The organism is Chloroflexota bacterium (assembly GCA_035652535.1).
Taxonomy (GTDB): Bacteria; Chloroflexota; UBA6077; order UBA6077; family SHYK01; genus DASRDP01.
In genome coordinates this window covers 1-18,979 of sequence record DASRDP010000122.1, presented here as the reverse complement: position 1 = coordinate 18,979, position 18,979 = coordinate 1, and the positions used below count along the sequence as shown (strand labels likewise).

At 65.4% G+C, this 18,979-nt stretch carries 16 protein-coding genes; 7 read left to right on the top strand and 9 right to left on the bottom strand.

Annotation, left to right across the window (positions count from 1 at the left end; genetic code table 11):
* Window positions 1-31 precede the first annotated feature (31 nt).
* Window positions 32-1,225, top strand: coding sequence for a threonine synthase (locus VFC51_15305; protein ID HZT08392.1), 1,194 nt, complete (start codon window positions 32-34; stop codon window positions 1,223-1,225).
* A 117-nt stretch (window positions 1,226-1,342) separates the two neighbouring features.
* Here the strand turns inward: VFC51_15305 and VFC51_15300 are convergent, their stop codons facing one another.
* From VFC51_15300 to VFC51_15285, 4 genes are all read right to left on the bottom strand, one after another.
* Entirely contained in the window at window positions 1,343-2,509 is a 1,167-nt protein-coding gene (locus tag VFC51_15300) for an amidohydrolase family protein (protein HZT08391.1), read from the bottom strand.
* Between the two features lie 170 nt (window positions 2,510-2,679).
* Window positions 2,680-2,832 carry a hypothetical protein gene (locus VFC51_15295; protein HZT08390.1) on the bottom strand — a complete coding sequence of 51 codons (153 nt, stop codon included), beginning with the start codon at window positions 2,830-2,832 and terminating at the stop codon, window positions 2,680-2,682.
* A gap of 285 nt (window positions 2,833-3,117) precedes the next feature.
* A complete protein-coding gene (locus VFC51_15290; GenBank protein ID HZT08389.1) occupies window positions 3,118-4,038 on the bottom strand; it encodes an ABC transporter substrate-binding protein in 921 nt (306 codons plus the stop codon).
* Window positions 4,039-4,233: 195 nt separating this feature from the next.
* Complete coding sequence (locus VFC51_15285; GenBank protein HZT08388.1) at window positions 4,234-5,406, bottom strand: amidohydrolase family protein; 1,173 nt, start codon at window positions 5,404-5,406, stop codon at window positions 4,234-4,236.
* A gap of 176 nt (window positions 5,407-5,582) precedes the next feature.
* Here VFC51_15285 and VFC51_15280 point away from each other — a divergent pair, with 176 nt between their 5' ends.
* Together VFC51_15280 and VFC51_15275 are read left to right on the top strand one after the other, a co-directional pair.
* A complete protein-coding gene (locus tag VFC51_15280) occupies window positions 5,583-5,954 on the top strand; it encodes a VOC family protein (GenBank protein ID HZT08387.1) in 372 nt (123 codons plus the stop codon).
* A gap of 18 nt (window positions 5,955-5,972) precedes the next feature.
* Window positions 5,973-6,524, top strand: coding sequence for a patatin-like phospholipase family protein (locus tag VFC51_15275; protein ID HZT08386.1), 552 nt, complete (start codon window positions 5,973-5,975; stop codon window positions 6,522-6,524).
* 469 nt (window positions 6,525-6,993) lie between these two features.
* Here VFC51_15275 and VFC51_15270 read toward each other — a convergent pair whose 3' ends face one another.
* Window positions 6,994-8,547 carry an HD domain-containing phosphohydrolase gene (locus tag VFC51_15270; protein HZT08385.1) on the bottom strand — a complete coding sequence of 518 codons (1,554 nt, stop codon included), beginning with the start codon at window positions 8,545-8,547 and terminating at the stop codon, window positions 6,994-6,996.
* A gap of 116 nt (window positions 8,548-8,663) precedes the next feature.
* Here VFC51_15270 and VFC51_15265 point away from each other — a divergent pair, with 116 nt between their 5' ends.
* Window positions 8,664-9,803 (top strand): substrate-binding protein, encoded by a 1,140-nt coding sequence (locus tag VFC51_15265; protein ID HZT08384.1) that lies wholly within the window; start codon window positions 8,664-8,666, stop codon window positions 9,801-9,803.
* A gap of 61 nt (window positions 9,804-9,864) precedes the next feature.
* On the opposite strand, the gene VFC51_15260 is transcribed toward VFC51_15265, so the two are convergent.
* Complete coding sequence (locus tag VFC51_15260; protein ID HZT08383.1) at window positions 9,865-11,076, bottom strand: M24 family metallopeptidase; 1,212 nt, start codon at window positions 11,074-11,076, stop codon at window positions 9,865-9,867.
* Window positions 11,077-11,380: 304 nt separating this feature from the next.
* On the opposite strand from VFC51_15260, the gene VFC51_15255 reads away from it, so the two are divergent.
* Window positions 11,381-13,099: an ABC transporter substrate-binding protein gene (locus tag VFC51_15255; GenBank protein ID HZT08382.1), complete on the top strand. Its 1,719-nt coding sequence runs from the start codon at window positions 11,381-11,383 to the stop codon at window positions 13,097-13,099.
* A gap of 31 nt (window positions 13,100-13,130) precedes the next feature.
* On the top strand, window positions 13,131-14,258 hold the full coding sequence (locus VFC51_15250; GenBank protein HZT08381.1) for a Rieske 2Fe-2S domain-containing protein: 1,128 nt from the start codon (window positions 13,131-13,133) through the stop codon (window positions 14,256-14,258).
* 62 nt (window positions 14,259-14,320) lie between these two features.
* On the opposite strand, the gene VFC51_15245 is transcribed toward VFC51_15250, so the two are convergent.
* Both VFC51_15245 and VFC51_15240 read right to left on the bottom strand, forming a co-directional pair.
* On the bottom strand, window positions 14,321-15,496 hold the full coding sequence (locus VFC51_15245; protein ID HZT08380.1) for a 4-hydroxybenzoate 3-monooxygenase: 1,176 nt from the start codon (window positions 15,494-15,496) through the stop codon (window positions 14,321-14,323).
* A gap of 422 nt (window positions 15,497-15,918) precedes the next feature.
* Entirely contained in the window at window positions 15,919-17,064 is a 1,146-nt protein-coding gene (locus VFC51_15240; GenBank protein HZT08379.1) for a hypothetical protein, read from the bottom strand.
* Between the two features lie 143 nt (window positions 17,065-17,207).
* Here VFC51_15240 and VFC51_15235 point away from each other — a divergent pair, with 143 nt between their 5' ends.
* Entirely contained in the window at window positions 17,208-17,750 is a 543-nt protein-coding gene (locus VFC51_15235) for a DoxX family protein (GenBank protein HZT08378.1), read from the top strand.
* Window positions 17,751-17,824: 74 nt separating this feature from the next.
* Here the strand turns inward: VFC51_15235 and VFC51_15230 are convergent.
* A partial coding sequence (locus VFC51_15230; protein HZT08377.1) for an MFS transporter occupies window positions 17,825-18,979 on the bottom strand: 1,155 nt, incomplete at its 5' end.

Genomic DNA, 18,979 nt, shown 5'->3' with positions numbered 1-18,979 from the left:
GCGCGGATTGAGCGATGGAGGGTCGAGGATCGTGCATGAATGGCGGAGTTACCTGAGCCATCTCGAATGTACTGCATGCGGAGCGACGCTCGACGCCGATCGCCCGCAGGGGATCTGCGGTGACTGCGGTGGCGTCTTGTATGCGCGATACGATCTTCCATCGGTCCGCGGGGCCGTCACCCCGGCGGAATTCGCCGAGCGTCGATGCGACATGTGGCGGTACTGGGAGCTCCTCCCGGTGCGATCCCCGAGCAACGTCGTCTCACTCGGTGAGGGGCTGACTCCGCTCTTGCCTGTGCGGCGCGCCGCTGCCGCTGCGCTGGGTCTTGAATCCGGCGCGCTTCTGGTGAAGGAAGAAGGGCGCAATCCGACGGGCAGCTTCAAGGCCCGCGGCCTGTCAGCGGCGATCTCTCGCGCTCGGGAGCTGGGGTGCACCGCCATCGCACTGCCCAGCGCCGGCAACGCCGGCGGCGCCGCGGCGGCCTACGCGGCGGCGGCCGGTCTAGAAGCCCATATCGCCATGCCGCGGGATGTCCCGCTGGCGAACCAGGTCGAAGCCGCCGTCTGTGGAGCAGACGTCATGCTCGTGGACGGGCTCATCGACCACGCCGGCGCCATCGTGCGCGAGCGAGCGAACGCGGCCGGATGGTTCGACGTCTCCACGTTGCGGGAGCCCTACCGTCAAGAAGGCAAGAAGACGCTCGGGATCGAGCTGGCGGAGCAGGGCGGCTGGGGCGAGGATTGTCTCCCGGATGTCGTCATCTTCCCGACGGGCGGTGGGACCGGCGTCGTGGGGATGTGGAAAGCGTTTGACGAGCTGCAAGCGCTGGGGTGGATCGGGCACCGCCGCCCCAAGGTGGTCGTCGTCCAGTCGGCTGGCTGCGCGCCCCTGGTCCGCGCCTTCGAGCAGGGTGCAGCCCACGCGGAGCCCTGGAAAGACGCCGACACGATTGCGGCCGGCATCCGCGTTCCCGCTGCGATCGGTGACTACCTGGTGCTCAGCGCCGTGCGGGAGAGCAATGGCGCGGCCATCGCCGTCACAGACCAGGCGATCCGCGACGCTCAGCGCGAGATGGCTCGACTGACAGGCATCTACAGCGCGCCCGAGGGGGCTGCCACGTGGGCGGCGGCGCAGGCGCTTCGTCGATCGGGGCAGCTCCGGGGCGACGAACGGGTGATCCTGTTCAGTACGGGAATGGGGCTCAAGTACGACCCGCCGAGCTGAATCGCGGCCTATGCTCGGCCGCGAGGAGCGGCGGAGCGAGCTGATCTCTTGCCCACAGCCAGCCGGTGGCTCGCCCCGACGTTGGAGGAGCATCCGACGCCGAGGCCGTAAATGGCCTCACGAAACGCTGGCGGGCGTCGCGACAGCGGCCTCCTCCACGACGGGTGACACGCCCAGCACACGGGCAAGGTTCCCACCGAGGATCTTGGATTTGTCTGCGTCCGTCAGACGCTCGCGATCGAGGATCGAGGTCGTGTAGTTCGGCAGGAACTGGAACTCCGGGTGCGGGAAGTCCGTGCCAATGAAGAAGTTTTCGCTGCCGTACGCCTCGACCATCTGCTCGATGGGCTCCAGGCTCTCGATCGCAGTGAAGCAGTGCCGCTTGATCAGCTCACTCGGCTGCGTACTGGTGCGAGCGCAGGCACGCTCGATGAAGAACGAGCGGTCGCAGCCCAGCATGGCGTAGGTCATCCACCCGGCGCCTGCCTCATAGAAAAGGAAGCGGAGGTTCGGGAACTCGTCGAGCACGCCTCCGAGCGTCAGCGCAGCGCAGGCGACGGCGTAATCGATGCCAAAACCCAGATAGGTGCCGATGTGCAATCGATGGTAGCGCTCGGTCCCGACCATCGGATACGGCGTTGAGTGGTCGATGATCGTCGTGTTCGGGATCGTGCAGCCCTGTGTGGAGTTGTGGACGATGCAGACGAGCCCCAGGTCGTTTACGGCCTCCCAGAATGGGTACAGCGCGTAATCGTCGAGGTTCCTATCCAGGTAGCTGCCGGCGATGCACACCGCGCGGAGGCCGAGGCTCCTGGCTCGCTCCAACTCCTTGATCGAGGCAGGGATATCGTCCCATGGGATCGTCGCCATGCAGATGAATCGGTCGGGGTACTTCCGCTGCAGCGCAGCGCCGGCGTTGTTATAGAGCTGCGCCAACGCGGCGCGCAGCCAGAGCGGCTTCTCGGCCTGCGGCCGTAGCGGGGAGGGCAAAGCGTGCTGGGTGATCAGCACTTGTGTATCGAAGCCGAGGCGGTCCATCTCGCCGATGCGGGCCTCGGGATCCCGCTGTGGGTCTGGGTCCTCCGATCGAGCCCTCGCCCGCTCGCGGCCGGCCGCCACGCGAAAGGCCGTCGGATCCACGAAACGCTGGGCGTCGCGCCAGCGCATGTCGTCGATTTGGCGCAGCTGGCCGCGCGGGAGGAGCGATTTCAGCTCCTCATAGTCAATCGTGTGGGAGAAATGGCTGTCGCCGTCGATCCGTCTCGTTCGAGCTACCGCTGCCATGTCGAACCTCGACCTTTCAGTCGTCTTCCTCTTCGATTCTGCGTCCGAGCATCTCTTCTGCGCGCGTGACGTAGTAGCGCCAGTGGGCCACCATGCCCTCCGTCCCGACGGCTGACCCTCGCTTGCGCCCACCTGCGAGCGGCGGGACGCCCACAGGGCCCAGCGCCCCTTCAGGCGGCTTGGGCGTGCCAATGAGCTACCTTCACGATGTCGCGCGGGCGGGTATAGCGCAGGCCAACCTCGTTCCGCCCGTTTCCTTTGATGAGCATCGTGTCCGTGCCCGCGATGCGATAGCTCCCATGGCCGAGCGCCGCGTGTGTCATGTCATAGGCTCCGAGCACGCATCATGCCTGCGTTAGCTCTTCGGCGATTTGCCGCTCTTGGTAGAACCCCATCGACTCTCCCCTGCTCGCTCTCGATACGGCTTCCCCACGGCCCCGCGGCCGTGGATCCTCATCGGAGCGCGTCACGGACGCCACCAGGAAGGCGAGCCGGGCCGCAACGCGCCCGCAATCCTGGCGGCTCACGCGCTACGGGTCACGCGCTACGGCTCACGCGCTACGGCGCGATGCCCGGATGCTGCGAATTTGGGCCTTTGGCGTCCGGCGTCACCCGCCGGTGCCGACAGGCATTGAAGTCGTCTCACCGACCTTGCGCGCCGTCGCGTCGGACACGAAGCTCGTGACCAGTATCTTCGATAGATCGTAGTCCTTCACCGACGGGTTCTTGGCCGACAATTGAACGATCACGTCGCCGAACTCATCGTCTTGCGGCGCCATGCTTCCCGCGGTTGCCTCCAGGAAGAAATCGAACGTCTTCCCCATCATCGCGTCATCGTCGCTCTTGTAGTAGTCCTTGAGGAGCTTGATGCTGCCCGCGCGGTCGCTGCGCGCGCGGGCGGACCCTTCCATCAAAGAGTCCACGAATCGCTGAACCACGTCTTTGTTCTGGTCGACAAAAGACTTCTGGAGCGTCACCACGTTATTCGCTGCTGGGATCTTCAACGAGGCGATGTCGACGAGAACGTGGAGTCCCTGGGCCTCTTCTTTCAAGCTCCCGGGAGGGCTGTCGAGCCCCGCGTCGATCGATCCACTGAGAAGCGCCGCGGTCCTATTTGCCAGTGACCCGACCGCGATAATCGTCACATCGTTGTCCGGGTCGAGTCCCAGCCGCTTGAGCACCACGCGGGTCGCGATATCGGACGAAGATCCAGCACGGCTAACCCCGACCTTCTTCCCTCGCAGATCGTCCGGGGTCTGGATGCTCGCCGGCGCCATGAGCACATACGGGTACTGCCCACCGAGAACGGCCACGGTCTGAAGGTCCGCACCCTCCACCGCCGCGCTCAGCGCTTCCGAGCCCCCTGCCGCCGCTGCCTGCACCTGTCCGGAGACGAGCGCGGCGATGGAAGTCGAGCTGTCGATGTTCTGAAGGTCGACGTCCAGCCCGTGCTTCTCAAAGATCCCATCGGCCTTTGCCGTCCAGAGCGGAAGGTTAATGAAGGTGATCTCGCTATACGCGACGGTCATCTTGACCATCGGTGCAACCGGCCTTGGTGCTGCGCCCTGGGTGGCGGACGGTTTACTGCACGCGGAAAGGGCAAGGGCGACCACGATGAGACCGAATACTTCCTGCCTAAGATCCATCCTCAGGTGCATGAGTGCTCCTCCCGATCGGCCTGGGTTATCGGCCATTTGATCGTATTTGGCGGCGGAAGTCCAGGATCAAGCGTGCGGGGACACGTCGATGTCGTGGTATGCGATCCCGAAGAACTCCGCTGCATGCGCGAAGAGGATCCGCTGTTTGATCGGCTCGCTCACCCCGTCGAGAATCCCGTCGAGGTCGCCGCCAATGTCGCGGCCCCAGACGCCCTGCGGATGCGGAAAGTCACCCCCCCACAGCGCCGTCTCGGCGAGCCCCGCCGCTGGAATCTTGAGCAATTGTGTGCCGATCGTGTCGTCCTCGAAGGTCAGCACGACATTGCGCTTGAAGTACTCGCTGGGGAGCATTGAGAGCTTGATCTCGTCCTCCCGACCCGCCTCACCCAAAAACCGCGGGTCGCGCTCCCGACCGATCCGCACTTGGCGATCCATCCAGTCAAGAAAGAATGGGGCCCAACCGATTCGGGTCTCGGCGAAGCAAAAGCGAAGCGTGGGGTGCCGCTCGAAGACCCCGGAAAAGATGAGCTGCGCGATCGGGAGCGCCACGGTCATGGGAACCGTTGACGCCCAGGCGAGGTTCGCCCCGCGTCTTCGTCCGGGAATGGCGCCGGCCCCCCCGGGAAGGCCGAGATGCCCGCACACGCGGACACCCGCCTCTTCAGCCACGGCCCAGGTTGGCTCCCACAACTCATCGTTGAGCGGAACACCAGCATCCCAATAGGGAAACTCGACGGCTTTCACCCCGAGTTTTGCGAGCTGCGTGATCTGCTGGGAACATTCCTCGGGAAAGCAGCTCGTCACATTCGGGAGCATGACGAGACGCTGGGGCGCCGCGGCGCGGACCTCGAGAGCGAACTCGTTGTAGGCAGCGTAGATCGCCCGTCTCAGGATCGGGTTCTTCGCTCCCTTCCAGGCGAGCCCCCCAAAGGTCACGGCCGCGTACACCCCGCTCTGATCCATGTATTCGAGAAGCAGGCTCGGGTCCGAAGGTGGCAGGGAGCCCGGTGGGGCCTCGAATCCACGGTCGGTTAGGATCCGCAGCAGCGCCCCGTTGCTCGATCCGTCCGCCGCGGCGCCGTGCAGCTCCCCCTCGTACTCCCAGAAGCTGCCGCGGTCAGTCTCGACGACCTTCGGCCCGCTCTCGCGCAGCTCGGAAGGCAGACGCGCCTGCCACGTGTCGCGCGGCATCCAGAGGAGATCAAGATGGTTGTCGGCGGAGATACATCGATAGCCCACGCGCGTTTCTCCAACAGTTGGCGATTGTAGCGGCGGTCACGCTCCGATGTCGCCATCACAGCTTCGGAATTGATTCTCCCACGGGCGCGCACCGCCCCAAGGGCTCGTTGCGCGCTGGCATACAATGCTGCCACCAGGCCGCGGTCTCAACACTGCGCCGAGAAGGAGAAGATCCCATGGCTGTCGTGCTCGATCACCACATCATTCCGGTTCGCGACAAGGACGAGTCAGCAAGTTTCCTCGCACGCATCCTCGGTCTTCCCTATCAAGGTCCGAAAGGTTCGTTCGCCTCCGTCCACGTCGGAGAGACGATCTTGGATTTCTCGACGCGAGATCCCGTGCCGCGTCTCCATTACGCATTCAAAGTGAGTGAGGAAGAATTCGATCAGGTGGTCGCACGGCTGCGGGCGGAGGGCGTCCCGTACGGATCCGAGCACGACGGAACGTACAACGGCAAGACCAACGTTCGTGCCGGCGGCCGGGGTCTCTATTTCCCGGACCCGTGCGGCCACAGTTGGGAAGTCATCACGCAGACGTACCAAAGCTAGCGGGCCGCCTCTTCGTCGGTGCTGCCTGCTCCAATAGCAGCAGAAGCACTCCCCGCGCCGGCAACGGCATCAGCTCAGATCGAGGAGGCGGCGAATCCGCCGACCCACCGAGCGCTCGTGCTTGGCGCGGGCGGACCGACCGGGGGCGCATGGGAGATCGGCGTGATCAGGGGGCTCCGGGATGAGGGTGTCGACCTGAGGGATGCTGACCTCATCGTTGGCACGTCTACGGGCGCGGAGCAGGGTTTGATGATCGCGACCGGGCAGGACATCGACGACCTGATCGCGACATCACTGATTGGCCAGACCGACCGTTTCAGGTGGTTGCGGTCAACGTCTTCGACGGTTCGGTCCACTTCTTTGATCGAACGCTTGGCGTGCCGATCGAACGCGCCATCGCCGCGAGTCAGGCGCTTTCCGGCTCCTACGTGCCCATCACAATTGGAGACGGACGGTACATGGACGGCGTCGTGCGCGGCGTCAACGTCGAGCCCGCTGCCGGCTATGATGCGGTCGTCTTCATCGACCCTTCCGTCCGCCCGTCCTCTGGTCAGGACATCGACGCGGTGAATATGATGCGGCCGTCGTCATCGACCCTTCCGTCCGCCCGTCCTCTGGTCAGGAGATCGACGCGGTGAAAGCGTCCGGGAGCCAAGTCTTTGTCATCACCGTCGACGCGGCGTCACAAGCTGCGCGAGGGCCAAATGGCTTTGACGTCAGCCGCGTCCGTCCCTCAGCCGAAGCAGGTAACAGCGAGGGATCGTCGATGGCCGACGAGGTGCGCGCGGTCTGGGCCGCTGGCGACTCCCATCCCTCACCCTGATGAGGGAACGAAGCGCTCACGTGATTTGTCTCGCTAAGCGGCACGCGGTGACGTTCAAGATCGCCGTCGTGATGGTCTTGATAGGGCTGGGAAGCCTTAGACTAGTGGCGCGGCCGACCGTTGACTGCCATCCGGAGAGCGCAGCGAAGGATCCTGTCGGTCGCCATCGGACGGGCGCCGCACGCGACACCGAACGTTCTTCCACCAGCCGCCGCGTCAGCGGACGACGGCCTGCTCCATGGCCCAGAGCGCGGCCGCGGCGCGCGTCGATACCCCGATCTTGCCGTAGATGTGCTGGATGTGGTGATCCGCTGTCTTGGTCGAGATGACGAGCCGGTCGGCGATCTGTCGCGTCGTCAGTCCGCGCGCGGCGAGACTCAGCACGTCGACTTCGCGTCGGGACAGCCCACCCGGTAGCCGCGGGCGCTTGCCGGTGGTCGCCGGCTCACTGTGCCCGGCCGCGACCAGCACTGCGTCACAAGCGCGCGACTCGAGCACGCCGCGAGTGCCGAGGCGACGCAGCTCGCTCGCGGCCCGCGACGGCGAAAAGGCCGGGCGGTCCGCTCGCTCCGAGGTGAGCCCAATGTAGACGTCCGCCGCGGCAAGCACGCACGCGCTGGGATCGCCGGCGTCCGCATGTACGCGCTTGTGGTAGCCCGAGCCATCGCATTTCTCATGGTGGGCGGAAGCGATGGGGTTCAGCGCGTCCAGAGCAGGGGAGCGGCGCAGCATCTGCTCGGTTAGCATCGGGTGAAGCTCGACGCGATCGAACTCTGTACGCGTGAGCGCGCCTGGCTTGTCCCAGATCGAGTTCGGCACTGCGGTGATGCCGAAGTCGTGCACGAGCGCGGCCCGTCGGACCATGGCGATGGCGTCCTCGTCGAAGCCGAGGACGCGAGCGGCATCGGCTGCGAGCCGCGCGCAACCGCGGCTGTGCCCGCCCATGTACGGCGACTTCAGATCGATGAAGTCCGCCGCGACCAGCAGGGCATTATCGAGCGCTTCGCCATCGAGGAAGCGTCGTGGCGCGGGCTCGAGGGCCAGCACGGCATCCCACGGTTCGCTCGCGCTGAGCTGATCGAACCAGCCATGTCCGTTCGCAACGAAGAGATCGACGAGCGCGGGGTCGTAGGTCCGGTCGCGCCGATCACGAGCTGCCTCAATCGCATGGTCGGGCGAGAAGAGGCGGCCGATCGCCTCCATGTCGTGGCTGAGGTGAACGACCCGCATCGCCAGCGGGATCGCATCGCCGTGCGCATGGGCGGGAAAACCGTTGCCGTTCCAGCGCTCGAACGTGAAACCCAGCGCCTCGCGAACGCCGGCGCCGAAATCGAGCCGCTGCACGAGCATGTCAGCGACCTCGCACCCGGACGAGAAGTTGTACACGGCCCACTCGTGGGCCGTGTGCTGGAGCATCTGAATGATTCCGTCGCGCTCTTCCTGGGCACGACCGGCCGTTGCGAAGGCTACGACATCGCGCATGACTTCCGCGGGATTCGCCGCGTCGTGGATTAGCGTCTGGCCACGAATGGCGATCTCGTCACCGAACACGGTGGCCACCTCGTGCGCGTGACCGGTGCAGCCGACATATCGGAGCAGGGCTACCCAGTAGGCGGTCTCGCTCACCTGTTTGTCGAATCCCGCGGCAGCGCACATCCACGTCGCGAGCAGACACGAGCGCAGCTGCGACTCAAGCGGCTGGCCAAACGCATTGTCCTGCGCCAGCGCTAGCGTGGCGATCAGCTCACCGAGGCGAAGCGGGGTTGTCAAAATGGGGAGTTCTCCCGATGTACGGGGCCTTTTGCGGGCCGCATCATGCGTACGACACGGACCATCGTAAACGCTGGCCCGCGCCAGCAACAAACGTGTTGTGGGAGAGCAGACTCATGGCGACAAGACCGTCAAACGATCTTTCAGTTAAGGTGGGACTCATCGCGGACCTGACCGGGCCCCTCTCGTTCGTGGGGCTCGCCAACGCCAACGTGGCGAGGATGGTCGTCGGCGACTTGAATGGCAAAGGCGGTCTGCGAGGGCGGAATCTGGAGCTGTACGTCGAGGACAGTGAGACGAACGATTCCGTCGCCGCGGCCAAAGCGAAAAAGCTGGTGGAGCAGGATCACGTCGACGTCATCTTCGGCGGCATCTACAGCTCCACTAGGCAGGCCATCAAGGGACCGACCGTGGTCAAAGGCCGGACGCTCTATATCTACCCGGAACAGTACGAAGGGCAGGAATCCGACCCACTCATCTTCTGTACGGGCCCGGTGCCCGCACAGCAAGTGGATCCCTTCATTCCCTGGCTGATGCAACGAACCGGGGCGAAGCGCTTTTACCTACCGTCGGCCGACTACATCTGGCCCCACGTGATGAACAGCAGGATCCGAGAGGTGGTGGCCGCCCACGGCGGCTCGGTTGTCGGGGAGGAGTACTTTCCCCTCGATCACACGGATTACCGCGCGACCGTCGAGAAGATCATCTCGAGCCAGGCGGACGTGGTCTTCAACACGATCGTACCGCCTGGCGTCACTCCGTTCTTCGAGCAGCTCCACAACGCAGGCTTCACCGGAGGCGGTGGACATCTGGTCTGCACCTACTTCGATGAGAACTTCCTGAATATGGTGCCCGCGGCCCACGTGGAGGGGCTGTACAGTTGCCTCGACTACTATCAAACCGTCAGGGATCCCTTCAGTCAGAAGCTGCTCGCGCAGTATGAAGCGCTCTATCCCGGTAGCGTGAAGTTCACCGGCGGTAGTGCCTGTTCCGGCCTGTACCGTGGTCTCCGACTATGGGCGTCCGCGGTGACTGAGGCGGCTTCGTTCACGCAGGCGGATGTCATCGCAGCGCTGGATCACGCCCAGATTCCCCAGGGTCCGGGTGGGCCGGCGGCGATGGTGCCCGGCCAGCACCACGTGCGCATGAACATGTACATCGCCCAGGCTCACAGTGGCCACTTTGAAATCGTCGAGAGTCTCGGCGCAATAGAGCCAAAGGAACGCCTCGTGGCCACCGCTGGCATCGGCGGTTAAGCGCGGACGGGATGCACGCGAACGACGACGCCGCAGCACGATGGCTGACGCTACGGCGCGGTTAGGCCACGATGTGGTACGTTGCGAAGTCGGTCGGGCGCTTCCCCAATCGTCGCGCGCCGGTCGCGGTCACCGTGACCGTGTCGCCGAAGATGGCCATGCTCCCCTCGCGCTCGCGTCTCACCTGAGGCTTAATGATGAACGTGTTTCCTTCCTGGAGAGGCCGCGCGGTCACTTCGGGATCGTATGGAGGGAAGGTGATGAGCGGCCCCTCGTCGCCCAAACCGCGGCCGTGCAGTATGAGGCGGGCCCCCCATCCCCCAACCACCGGGGTGGCTGCGCACGTCTCTAACAGCTCCCCGAAGGTCAGGCCGGGGCGCATCGTCGCGACCGTGCGCTCGAATGAGTCCGTCGCCACCTTCCAGGCGTCCTGGCAGTCAGCGGGCGTGTGGCCGAGATAGATCGACGTGTCGATCTGGGCCATGTACCCACCCCAGTTCCCTTCGATCTCGTTGATGATCAGATCCCCATCGCGCAGCACCCGGCGGGTTGCATGGGTGAGGCGCTCGTAGAGGTGGCCCGCGGGGCCGGACTCCCAGGACAGCTTGAAGGGCAGTGAGGCGCCCTGCTCGATCTCCGCCTTGATCATCGCCGCGTAGCAGCTATTTTCCCGAACGCCCGGCCGCGCTGTCTCGAGCAACGCGTCGAGCCCGGCCTCGGCAATTGCTGTGCTCCGTTCGAGGAAGGCAATTTCTTCCGCGCTCTTGGTCATGCGCGCCTCGCCGGTGACATTCGTGGCGCTGACGATCCGCGCCGCGGGGAAGGTCTGGCGCATCAGATCCAACAGATTTGCGCCCACGACCCCGTCCGGTACACGCATCAGGTTGTACTTGCTTGGCTGTAACCCGCAGACGCCGATCACGCCGTGTTCGACGCCCAGCTCCTTGAGAGCGTCGACGATGGCTTCGTTGAAGGTGCGGCGGGGGTTCCGCACGTCGTCGATCCAGCCGGTCACCAATCGAGAGGATGGACCGCCGAAGCCAATGACGGAGCCGTTCAAGGGGAACACGCAGCCGATCTGCTCGCCGTTCATGCCATACTGGGTCAGGTAGCGTGCGTCGGCCTGATTACGCTCGTTGCCGCCGGTGTTGGGTGGCGCGACCAGTGCGTCGATGCCATCCCGCGCCATGAGCTCGCGCACCTGGCCCCACCGCCGGTCTCGTTCCGCCAGAGAGAACGCGGGTAGGGCCCGCTCGGCTGCGTCCGGTTCCATGGCTTCCTCCCCATGCGCGGCTTCTGGAAACGACCCTCAGGCAGCTCGAAGACCACCGCAGAGTCTGAGCACCATCAGGCGCTCATCATAGTGCCTCCGCCCACGTCGGTCCAATCAGGCGCGCCACGGCTGTCGACACCGCGGGCGGCTCGGTGTACACTCGCGCCACCTCGCAGGACCATCGCGATCCGCGACCGGCCACGCGCCTGCCACTCCTGCCAACAGGAGAGGGACGAATGGCTTTGGAGTTTTCCTCCTCCCAACGGTTGCGAGGCCGAGGAGCGCCGCTATCCGCACACCGCCGATGCCCCAAAAAATCGTGGCCAGGACCCTCGCAGCGGTGACGCTCATCGCGACGGCACTGCTCGCCTGCTCCGCTCCCGCAGCGTCCCCTCGGGCACCGGCAGCGCAGCAGGCGAGCGTCGGCTCCGGATCACCGAAGACCCTGAACGTCGTCCTCGTCGGCGAGCCGCGCGTCCTGAGCATCTGGCAGGAGAGCACGACCGGCGGCGTGATCAACATCCACGAGATGCTCAGCAACGGCCTCGTCGCCCTGGACGATAAGTCTGAGCCCGTCCCCCGGCTCGCCGCGTCCGTGCCGCATGTGGACGACGGCTCGTGGAAGCTAAACCCGGACGGCACCATGGAGATCACGTTCCACCTGCGGCGGAACGCCGTGTGGCACGACGGAACCCCCGTTACCGCCGCGGACGTCGTATTCAGCGCCGAGGCGCAGATCGACCCTGCGGTGGACGTCTATCCCGTCCACCAGGGGCTGGCGAAGGGGCTTGACCACGCGGTCGCGGCCGACGACCACACCGTCGTGATGTACTGGAGCAAGCCGTACGCCTTCGCGGACGCGATGAGCGTGTGGGACTTCGCGCCGCTCCCGGCGCATCTCATGCAGGCGGTGTACGAGCGAGATCGCGCCGAGTTCAACAGGCTTCCCTACTGGGCGGACGAGAGCGCCTTCATCGGCACCGGACCATTTCGGCTGACGCGCTGGGAGCGGGGGGCGCAGATGCAGTTCGACGCCTTCGACCGCTACTATCTCGGCCAGCCCAAGCTGGACAGGATCTTGGTTGACATCGTCCAGGACAACACCACCGCCCAGGCCAGGGTGCTGGCCGGGGACGTGGATGCCGCCTGGGGCGTGGACTGGGACCGGGAGAGCATGGATCTGGTCCGTTCACGAGGGATCGGGGACTTCCAGATGGGGACCGAGGGGACCAACCACCTGGCGTTCCAGTTCAAGGACGTAGCGGTGCCAGCGGAGCTGGCGCACGACGTCCGGTTGAGGCGCGCCCTCGCCCACGCCCTGGATCGACAAGCGATCAACCAGGTGGACGAAGACGGCGAGAGCGCGGTCGCCAACTCGTGGGTCCCGACCAACGATCCGCGTTACCCGGACGTGGAATCGGCGATTCGAACATACCCGTTCGATCCGCGAGCCGCGCTGGCGCTGTTCGAGGAAGCGGGACTGATCAAGGGCCCCGACGGACCGCTGCGAAATCGAGACGGGGAACTCTTCACCTGCGCTGTTCGCGCACAGTTGGGCAAGCGCTCGGGCGACCTCACCGTCGATTCGTGGCGTGCCGTCGGCGTCGCGGCGCAGATCGAGACCCGGCCAGCGGCAGCGGAGCGCAGTCTGGAGTACCGCGCGAACTTCCCTTGTGTGGAGGAGAGCTACCGCGGCATGGGCCGGATCACCATCCAGCACTTGCATAGCAACAATGCGATGACGCCCGAGCGCCGCTACCTCGGAAGCAACCGCGGAGCGTACATGAACCCGGCGCTCGACGCCGAGATCGACGGCTTCTTCGCGACCATTCGGCGCAGCGACCGGGTGAACCGTGAGCGGGCGATCCTCCGGATCGTGACCGAAGAACTGCCGATCATCACGACGATTTACGCAGTGCGCAAGGACTTCCAGCGCAAGGGCGTGACCGGAAATATGATCAAGACGGGCTTTGACATCATCAACGCGCACACGTGGAACATTCACGAGTGGGCGAAATCGTAGACACGGCCGGCGGGCCGGGAACGGAGGCGAGATGCTGACCAAGGAAGAGAACGAGCTGATGACCCGCGTCGGTCCGGGGACGCCGGCCGGCGATCTGCTGCGGCGCTACTGGTGGCCGGTCGGCTTTACCGAGGAGATCGTGGCCGAGGGTAAGCCCCGCCGCGTCCGCCTGCTCGGCGAGGACCTCGTGCTCTTCCGCGACGGCCATGGCAGGCTGGGGCTGCTCGGGCTGCATTGCTCCCATCGGGGCACCGCGCTCGACTATGGGCGCGCCGAATCCGCGGGCATCCGCTGCAGCTATCACGGCTGGATGTACGACGTGAGCGGCCAGTGCGTCGAGCAGCCGATGGAGCCTCCAGACAGCGCGTTCAAGGATCGCGTCCACCACCTCGCCTATCGCGCCCAGGACCTGGGCGGCTTGATTTTCGGGTATCTGGGACCCGAGCCCGCGCCACTTCTGCCGCGATACGACCTGCTGGTACTCGAAGACGGCTTCCGCACCGTCGAGGCGAACGTGGACTACTGCAACTGGCTCCAGCGCGCCGAGAACTCCGTGGACCAGAGCCACCTGCCGGTCCTCCACGCCAGCGGCTACCCGAGCTTCGCAATGAAGCGGCCCGACATCAACTGGGAGCGCACCTGGTACGGCGTCCGCGTCACGACGAGCTTCCCGGGCATCGACACGCGAAAGGTGTCGCTCTGGCTCTTTCCGTCCAACAACCGCTTCACGGGCGCGCGCGTTTACGGTAGGCCCGCCCACCATATGAACTTCCGCGTCCCAATCGACGACGGAGAGACGCACACCTACGCCGTGACCTTTTATCCCGGCGGCGACCCGAAGACCGGGCAGAAGACGGGACTGGCCACCAAGGGCATGAAGCGCGGACAGCCCGGCGCGTACACGCCGGTGGACAATGGCTGGTGGGGCATCGTCGAGGAGGACAAGATGGCGGCCGAGCAACAGGGCACCATCGCCGATCGCACCGCCGAGCGGCTTGCCTCCTCGGATCAGGGCATTCTGCTCCTGCGCCAGATGATCCGCGAGGGCATCGACAACGTCCGCGAGGGCATCGACCCGGTGGGCGTCGTGCGCGATCCGGCGCAGAACGTCATCATTCGCTTCGACGCCAGCATGGCCGAGATCGGCGCTCTGTCCTGACCGGGCCCGCGAAAAAAGTCCGTTCCATCGCTCGGCGTGAGAATGCGTTCGCGGCCCAGTCTCTAGACCTCGTCGAGGCCGACGTAGTTTTCGGCCATGCTGGTCATCGCGGACCGCGACCGCAGCAGGTAGCGAAGCTGCGAGACCTGGAGCCGCGATTGGAAATCTGCGTCCGCGTCGTCGAAGCGGTGGAACAACGACGTCCACCACCAGGAGAAATGCTGGGCGCGCCACACGCGGGGTAAGCAGCTCGCGGAATAGGCGTCCAGCGCATCCGTGCGGCCGGTCTGAAAGTAGGCGATCAGCGCCTCGGCCAGCACTCGCGCATCCGCGACTGCCAGGTTCATCCCCTTGGCGCCGGTGGGCGGCACGATGTGCGCTGCATCTCCGGCCAGGAAGAGCCGGCCGTACTGCATCGGCTCAATCACGAAGCTGCGCATCTCGGTGATGCCTCGGTCCACGATGGGACCGTCCTCCAACTCCCAACCCGGCAGCGCCATGCGGGCCTTGAGCTCGCCCCAGATGCGGTCGTCGGGCCAATCCTCGATTCGGTCGCCAGGCGGACACTGCAGGTACAGGCGCGTGAGCTGCGGCGTGCGCATGGTGTGAAGAGCAAAGCCCCGATCGTGGCGGACGTAGATGAGCTCGTCGCACGACGGGGGGACCTGCGCCAAGATCCCGAGCCAGGCAAAGGGGTAGATCTTCTCGAACACCCGAGCATGGGTGCGGGGGACGGCGCCCCGGCATACGCCGTGGAACCCGTCGCAGCCAGCGATGAAATCGGCCTGCAGCTCGCGCAGCTCTCCGTTCTGCTGGTAGCGGACGATGGGAGACGGAGTGTCGAGAGCCTCCAGTGCTACAGCCGCGGCCTCGAAGTGAATCAGCGTACCGGCGGCGAGGCGGGCCGCCACGAGATCCTTGACGACCTCCTGCTGCCCATAGATCGTCACGTGCTTGCCGCCGGTCAGCTCGGTGAGCGGAATCCGATGTCGCTCACCCTCGAACTGAATGTTGAGACCATGATGCGTCATGCTCTTCCGCTGCAATTGCTCGCCCACCCCGGTCGAGCAGAGCAGGTCAACAGTCGCCTGCTCCAGGAGCCCGGCGCGGACGCGGCTCTCGATGTATGCCCGATCGCGGTGCTCCACGATAACGCTCTCGATGCCCTGCAATCCGAGCAGGTGGGACAGCACCAACCCCGCCGGGCCGGCGCCGACGATGGCGACTTGCGTGCGCATTGTCCTCCCCCCTGCCGCCCCAGATGGCCGGCGCCCATCCGCCCGGGCTGGACCTCGGAAACCGAAATTGCTCGAGGCAAGCTGCTGAGCCCCTTGCTGGGCTTCTATGGTAGATCGCTGCCGACCTCGCCGCCACGGCAAGGGCACGCCCACAGTGGCGAGCAGGTCGCTGGTGGCATCCGCTGGATGTCAACTCGTCCAGCATGCACAACCGGGTACGCCGCGGTCAGCGCCCATGAGAATGGCGTGATTGATCATCCGGGCCACGCCGGATCTGCCAAGGGGGTGAGGTTATGTCCAGTTTGGCTGGCTCAACGTGCGTTGTCGTGCGCGCGGGCTCTGCATGCACGTGCTGACCATCGCACCTGGTGGGCGGGCGAAGGCCATCTGCACGAGAGCCACGAGCGGTATCGATCACCCGATCAATCGGCCAGGCCGTGCGCGACGAGCATCACGCCGTATATGTGAGACAGGAGCTTCACCATCTCGCCCATGAATTTCACCGGATGTTCGACGCGCCCAGGTACCACATGGCTAAACAATTCGAACTCGGTGAACCGGACGCGGGCTGCGGGCGGGAGGCTAGCAGCCAACTGGCGCGCGCCGGCCACCGGCAAGTAGGTGTCATCCACGTCATGCATCAAGAAAACGTGAGCACGAAGACGATCGGCTCGTCGTGCGGGCGAGAGGGAATTGAGCGCGGCGAGGTCGTTAGGCGGGAGGGTGGCGAGGAATCGGTTCACTTCGTCCGGACTGCTCGATCGAAGCAGGGCCAACATCCGCCCGCCCTGCGGACTGAGCGCGGCCGGATCGAGCGGGGCGGCCCGTTGCTCCAATAACGCCTGCGATAACACGAGTCGGTCGGATTCGGACTGGAGCAGCCCAATCATGTGGCGGAAGAACACCATCTTCGTCAGGTCGCTCGGCATCCAAGGCTCCGCCCCGTTCGGGCCCGGCTGACTTTCCGTCAGGATCGCTCGCAACAGATCCATAGCGTCCGCGTAGACGCTGAAGGCATTCACATACGCAACGTGATCGGCGATGCGCTCGTCCTCGGCCGCTAGGATCTCCAGCACGGCGCCGATGCAGAAGCCGGCGAACCCGATGTGGTTCGGATCGACATCGCCGTCTTGCTCCACCCATTGAAACACGGTAACGAGATCGCCCACCGCGTCCGGATGGATATTTCCCTCGAGAAGGGGTCGGGCCTCGGCGACAACTGTCACGATACCGGTGCGGGCGATGCCCTCGGCCAACGTCGTGACTTGCGGATCGCTTCGTGGGAGCGGATTCACTCCGAGAAACAAGATCATGGCTGGACAGCGGTCACATCCGGCTGGGCGATAGACGTCGGCGACCACATGTCCCTCGGTTCCGGGGATGACGGCGGTACCGACCTCCGGTCGAGGCGTGGCCCACACCAGTGGCCGTGGAAGCGCGCCCGGGAAGAAGTGCGGAGCGAGGAGAACCGTGAGCAAGCCGACGCGGACCTGAGGGACGAGCCAAACGGCCAGAACGCATAGAACCATGAGCGCGACGAGGCTTCGGAGCAGCTTCACACGGAGCATCTTGCCAGAGCCCGAGGTCCTTTCGCCCCCACTGATCCATATCCGCATTTCCCTCGTCCGGCCTCATGAGGGGCGCGATCAGATCAAACCAACCGGACAGCGCGCGCCCCTGCGACAAGCAGTCGACGGAGGTCATTTCACTGATGTATCCAAGGGACGGACTTTCTCTCATTCGGACGGGCATCGGCCTGACGTTTCTCATGTCGGCCGTTCAGAAAACGCTGTCCGGGTGGCTCCTGACTCCCGACCACCTGGTCTCGTTCGTGCAACGCCAGCAGGCCGCCGCCGTAGCTCCCTACGGCGCGTTCCTCCAAGAGATCGTGCTGCCCAACGCCGGCCTCTTCGCCCAGTTAGTCGTCCTGGGTGAGTGGGTCGCAGGCGTATCGCTCGCACTGGGGCTGTTCACCCGGCTGGGGGCGATCAGCGCATTCTGGTTGAATGGAAACTATCTGCTCAGCAAGGGTCCGCTGACGACCGATGCATCTGCTGACCGCATATACATGCTGAGCGCCCTCGTCGTCGCCGCGGTCGCCGCCGATCTCGCCTGGAGCGCCGATCGCGCGCTCAGCTCCCACCATTTCGACAACCCGCTGGCACGGTGGCTCGCTGGCCACTCGCCGCGAAAGGCGCGGCCGTCTCCATTCGAAATCCGAGGGAGGCGCGGCCGCGAATCGCGGGCCGCGTGACCGCTCCAGCCGTCCACCACAGCGTCGAGCCGGCCGCGACGGGCCTCGCCAGCGCCGCCGCCGCAGGCAGCGTATCACGCGGGCGCGACGGAGACGGGCTCGCCAGCATCGGCGGCGGGCAGCTTCCGACGCGCGCGCCAGCGAGCGACGGTAACGTCCCCCGCGAGGAAGCAGGCCAGGAAGCCCATCGCGGTCAGGGGAAACATGCCCACGACGCCGAAGATGCTCGCAATCAGCCCTCCGACCAGCGGCGCGCCAACGTTCGAGAGGTCCGACGAGGTGCTATACGTCGCGGTCGACGTTCCTCGACTCACGCGCGTATCGTCCACCTCTTCGGCGAGTCCGGCGCTCGTGGCGACAACGACGATCGCTCGGCCGAATCCATACGCCAGAGTCCAGGGCACGAAGACGGCCATATCGCGAATTACCGGCCCAACAAAAAGAAGGGACGCCTGGAGACCAATGCCGACGTAGGCGATCTGGCGCAGGGCCAGCCGGCCCATGACGACACCGGCGATGGGTCGACTCACGGCGTTAACCGACGAGTAGATCGCTCGGATGATGCCCACCTGCGCCGGAGGCATTCCGATCGCCGTGGCCAGAACCGGGAAGAAGCTGACGTTGATGACGTGAAAGAAGTTATTCCAGGTATTGATGTTGAGAACCCCCCACAGGCCCGGATCGTCTACGCCGGCGAGCCAGCCGCGCAGGCGACCGGCGTGCCTGGTGGCTGGACGAGGTGCGGCCTCGCGCTGACCGGCGGTCGGGTTCGGAAGGCCGAGGAGCAGTGCAGCAGCGAGGCCGGACGTCGCGGCGGAGAAGAGGAACGCCGCCGTGAACCCGGCGAAATCCGCGATGAGCCCCGTGAAGAGGCTCGAGGCCGCGTAGCCAGCCGCCTGGGTCCCACCGTAGTAGCCCATCACCCGACGTCGATCAACGCCCTCCCCGATGAGATCCAGATAGCGCGCCATGTACACCGCCGTCGCAATCCCGCTCGCAACGCGATTGACCATGAGGACGGCCGTGAAGGAGATGATGTCGGGCATGAGGGGCATGGCCGCCGACGAGACCATGCCGCCAGCGGACGAGGCCAGCAGGATCTGTCGCGAGCGGCCGGGGCGATAGAGGGCAGGGAGCGGAATTCGGGAGAGGAGCGCAGCCATGGCGGCCAGACCGGCGAGCAGACCAACGAGCCCCACCGGGCGCCCCGTGTGCACGAGATAGAGGGG

Bases quoted from the DNA above. Each gene is read 5' to 3' on its own strand.
- VFC51_15250 (HZT08381.1), top strand. From the start codon at position 13,131: ATGCTGACCAAGGAAGAGAACGAGCTGATGACCCGCGTCGGTCCGGGG.
- VFC51_15245 (HZT08380.1), bottom strand. From the start codon at position 15,496: ATGCGCACGCAAGTCGCCATCGTCGGCGCCGGCCCGGCGGGGTTGGTG.
- VFC51_15255 (HZT08382.1), top strand. From the start codon at position 11,381: ATGCCCCAAAAAATCGTGGCCAGGACCCTCGCAGCGGTGACGCTCATC.
- VFC51_15280 (HZT08387.1), top strand. From the start codon at position 5,583: ATGGCTGTCGTGCTCGATCACCACATCATTCCGGTTCGCGACAAGGAC.
- VFC51_15260 (HZT08383.1), bottom strand. From the start codon at position 11,076: ATGGAACCGGACGCAGCCGAGCGGGCCCTACCCGCGTTCTCTCTGGCG.
- VFC51_15300 (HZT08391.1), bottom strand. From the start codon at position 2,509: ATGGCAGCGGTAGCTCGAACGAGACGGATCGACGGCGACAGCCATTTC.
- VFC51_15290 (HZT08389.1), bottom strand. From the start codon at position 4,038: ATGACCGTCGCGTATAGCGAGATCACCTTCATTAACCTTCCGCTCTGG.
- VFC51_15295 (HZT08390.1), bottom strand. From the start codon at position 2,832: ATGACACACGCGGCGCTCGGCCATGGGAGCTATCGCATCGCGGGCACG.
- VFC51_15265 (HZT08384.1), top strand. From the start codon at position 8,664: ATGGCGACAAGACCGTCAAACGATCTTTCAGTTAAGGTGGGACTCATC.
- VFC51_15240 (HZT08379.1), bottom strand. From the start codon at position 17,064: ATGCTCCGTGTGAAGCTGCTCCGAAGCCTCGTCGCGCTCATGGTTCTA.
- VFC51_15235 (HZT08378.1), top strand. From the start codon at position 17,208: ATGTATCCAAGGGACGGACTTTCTCTCATTCGGACGGGCATCGGCCTG.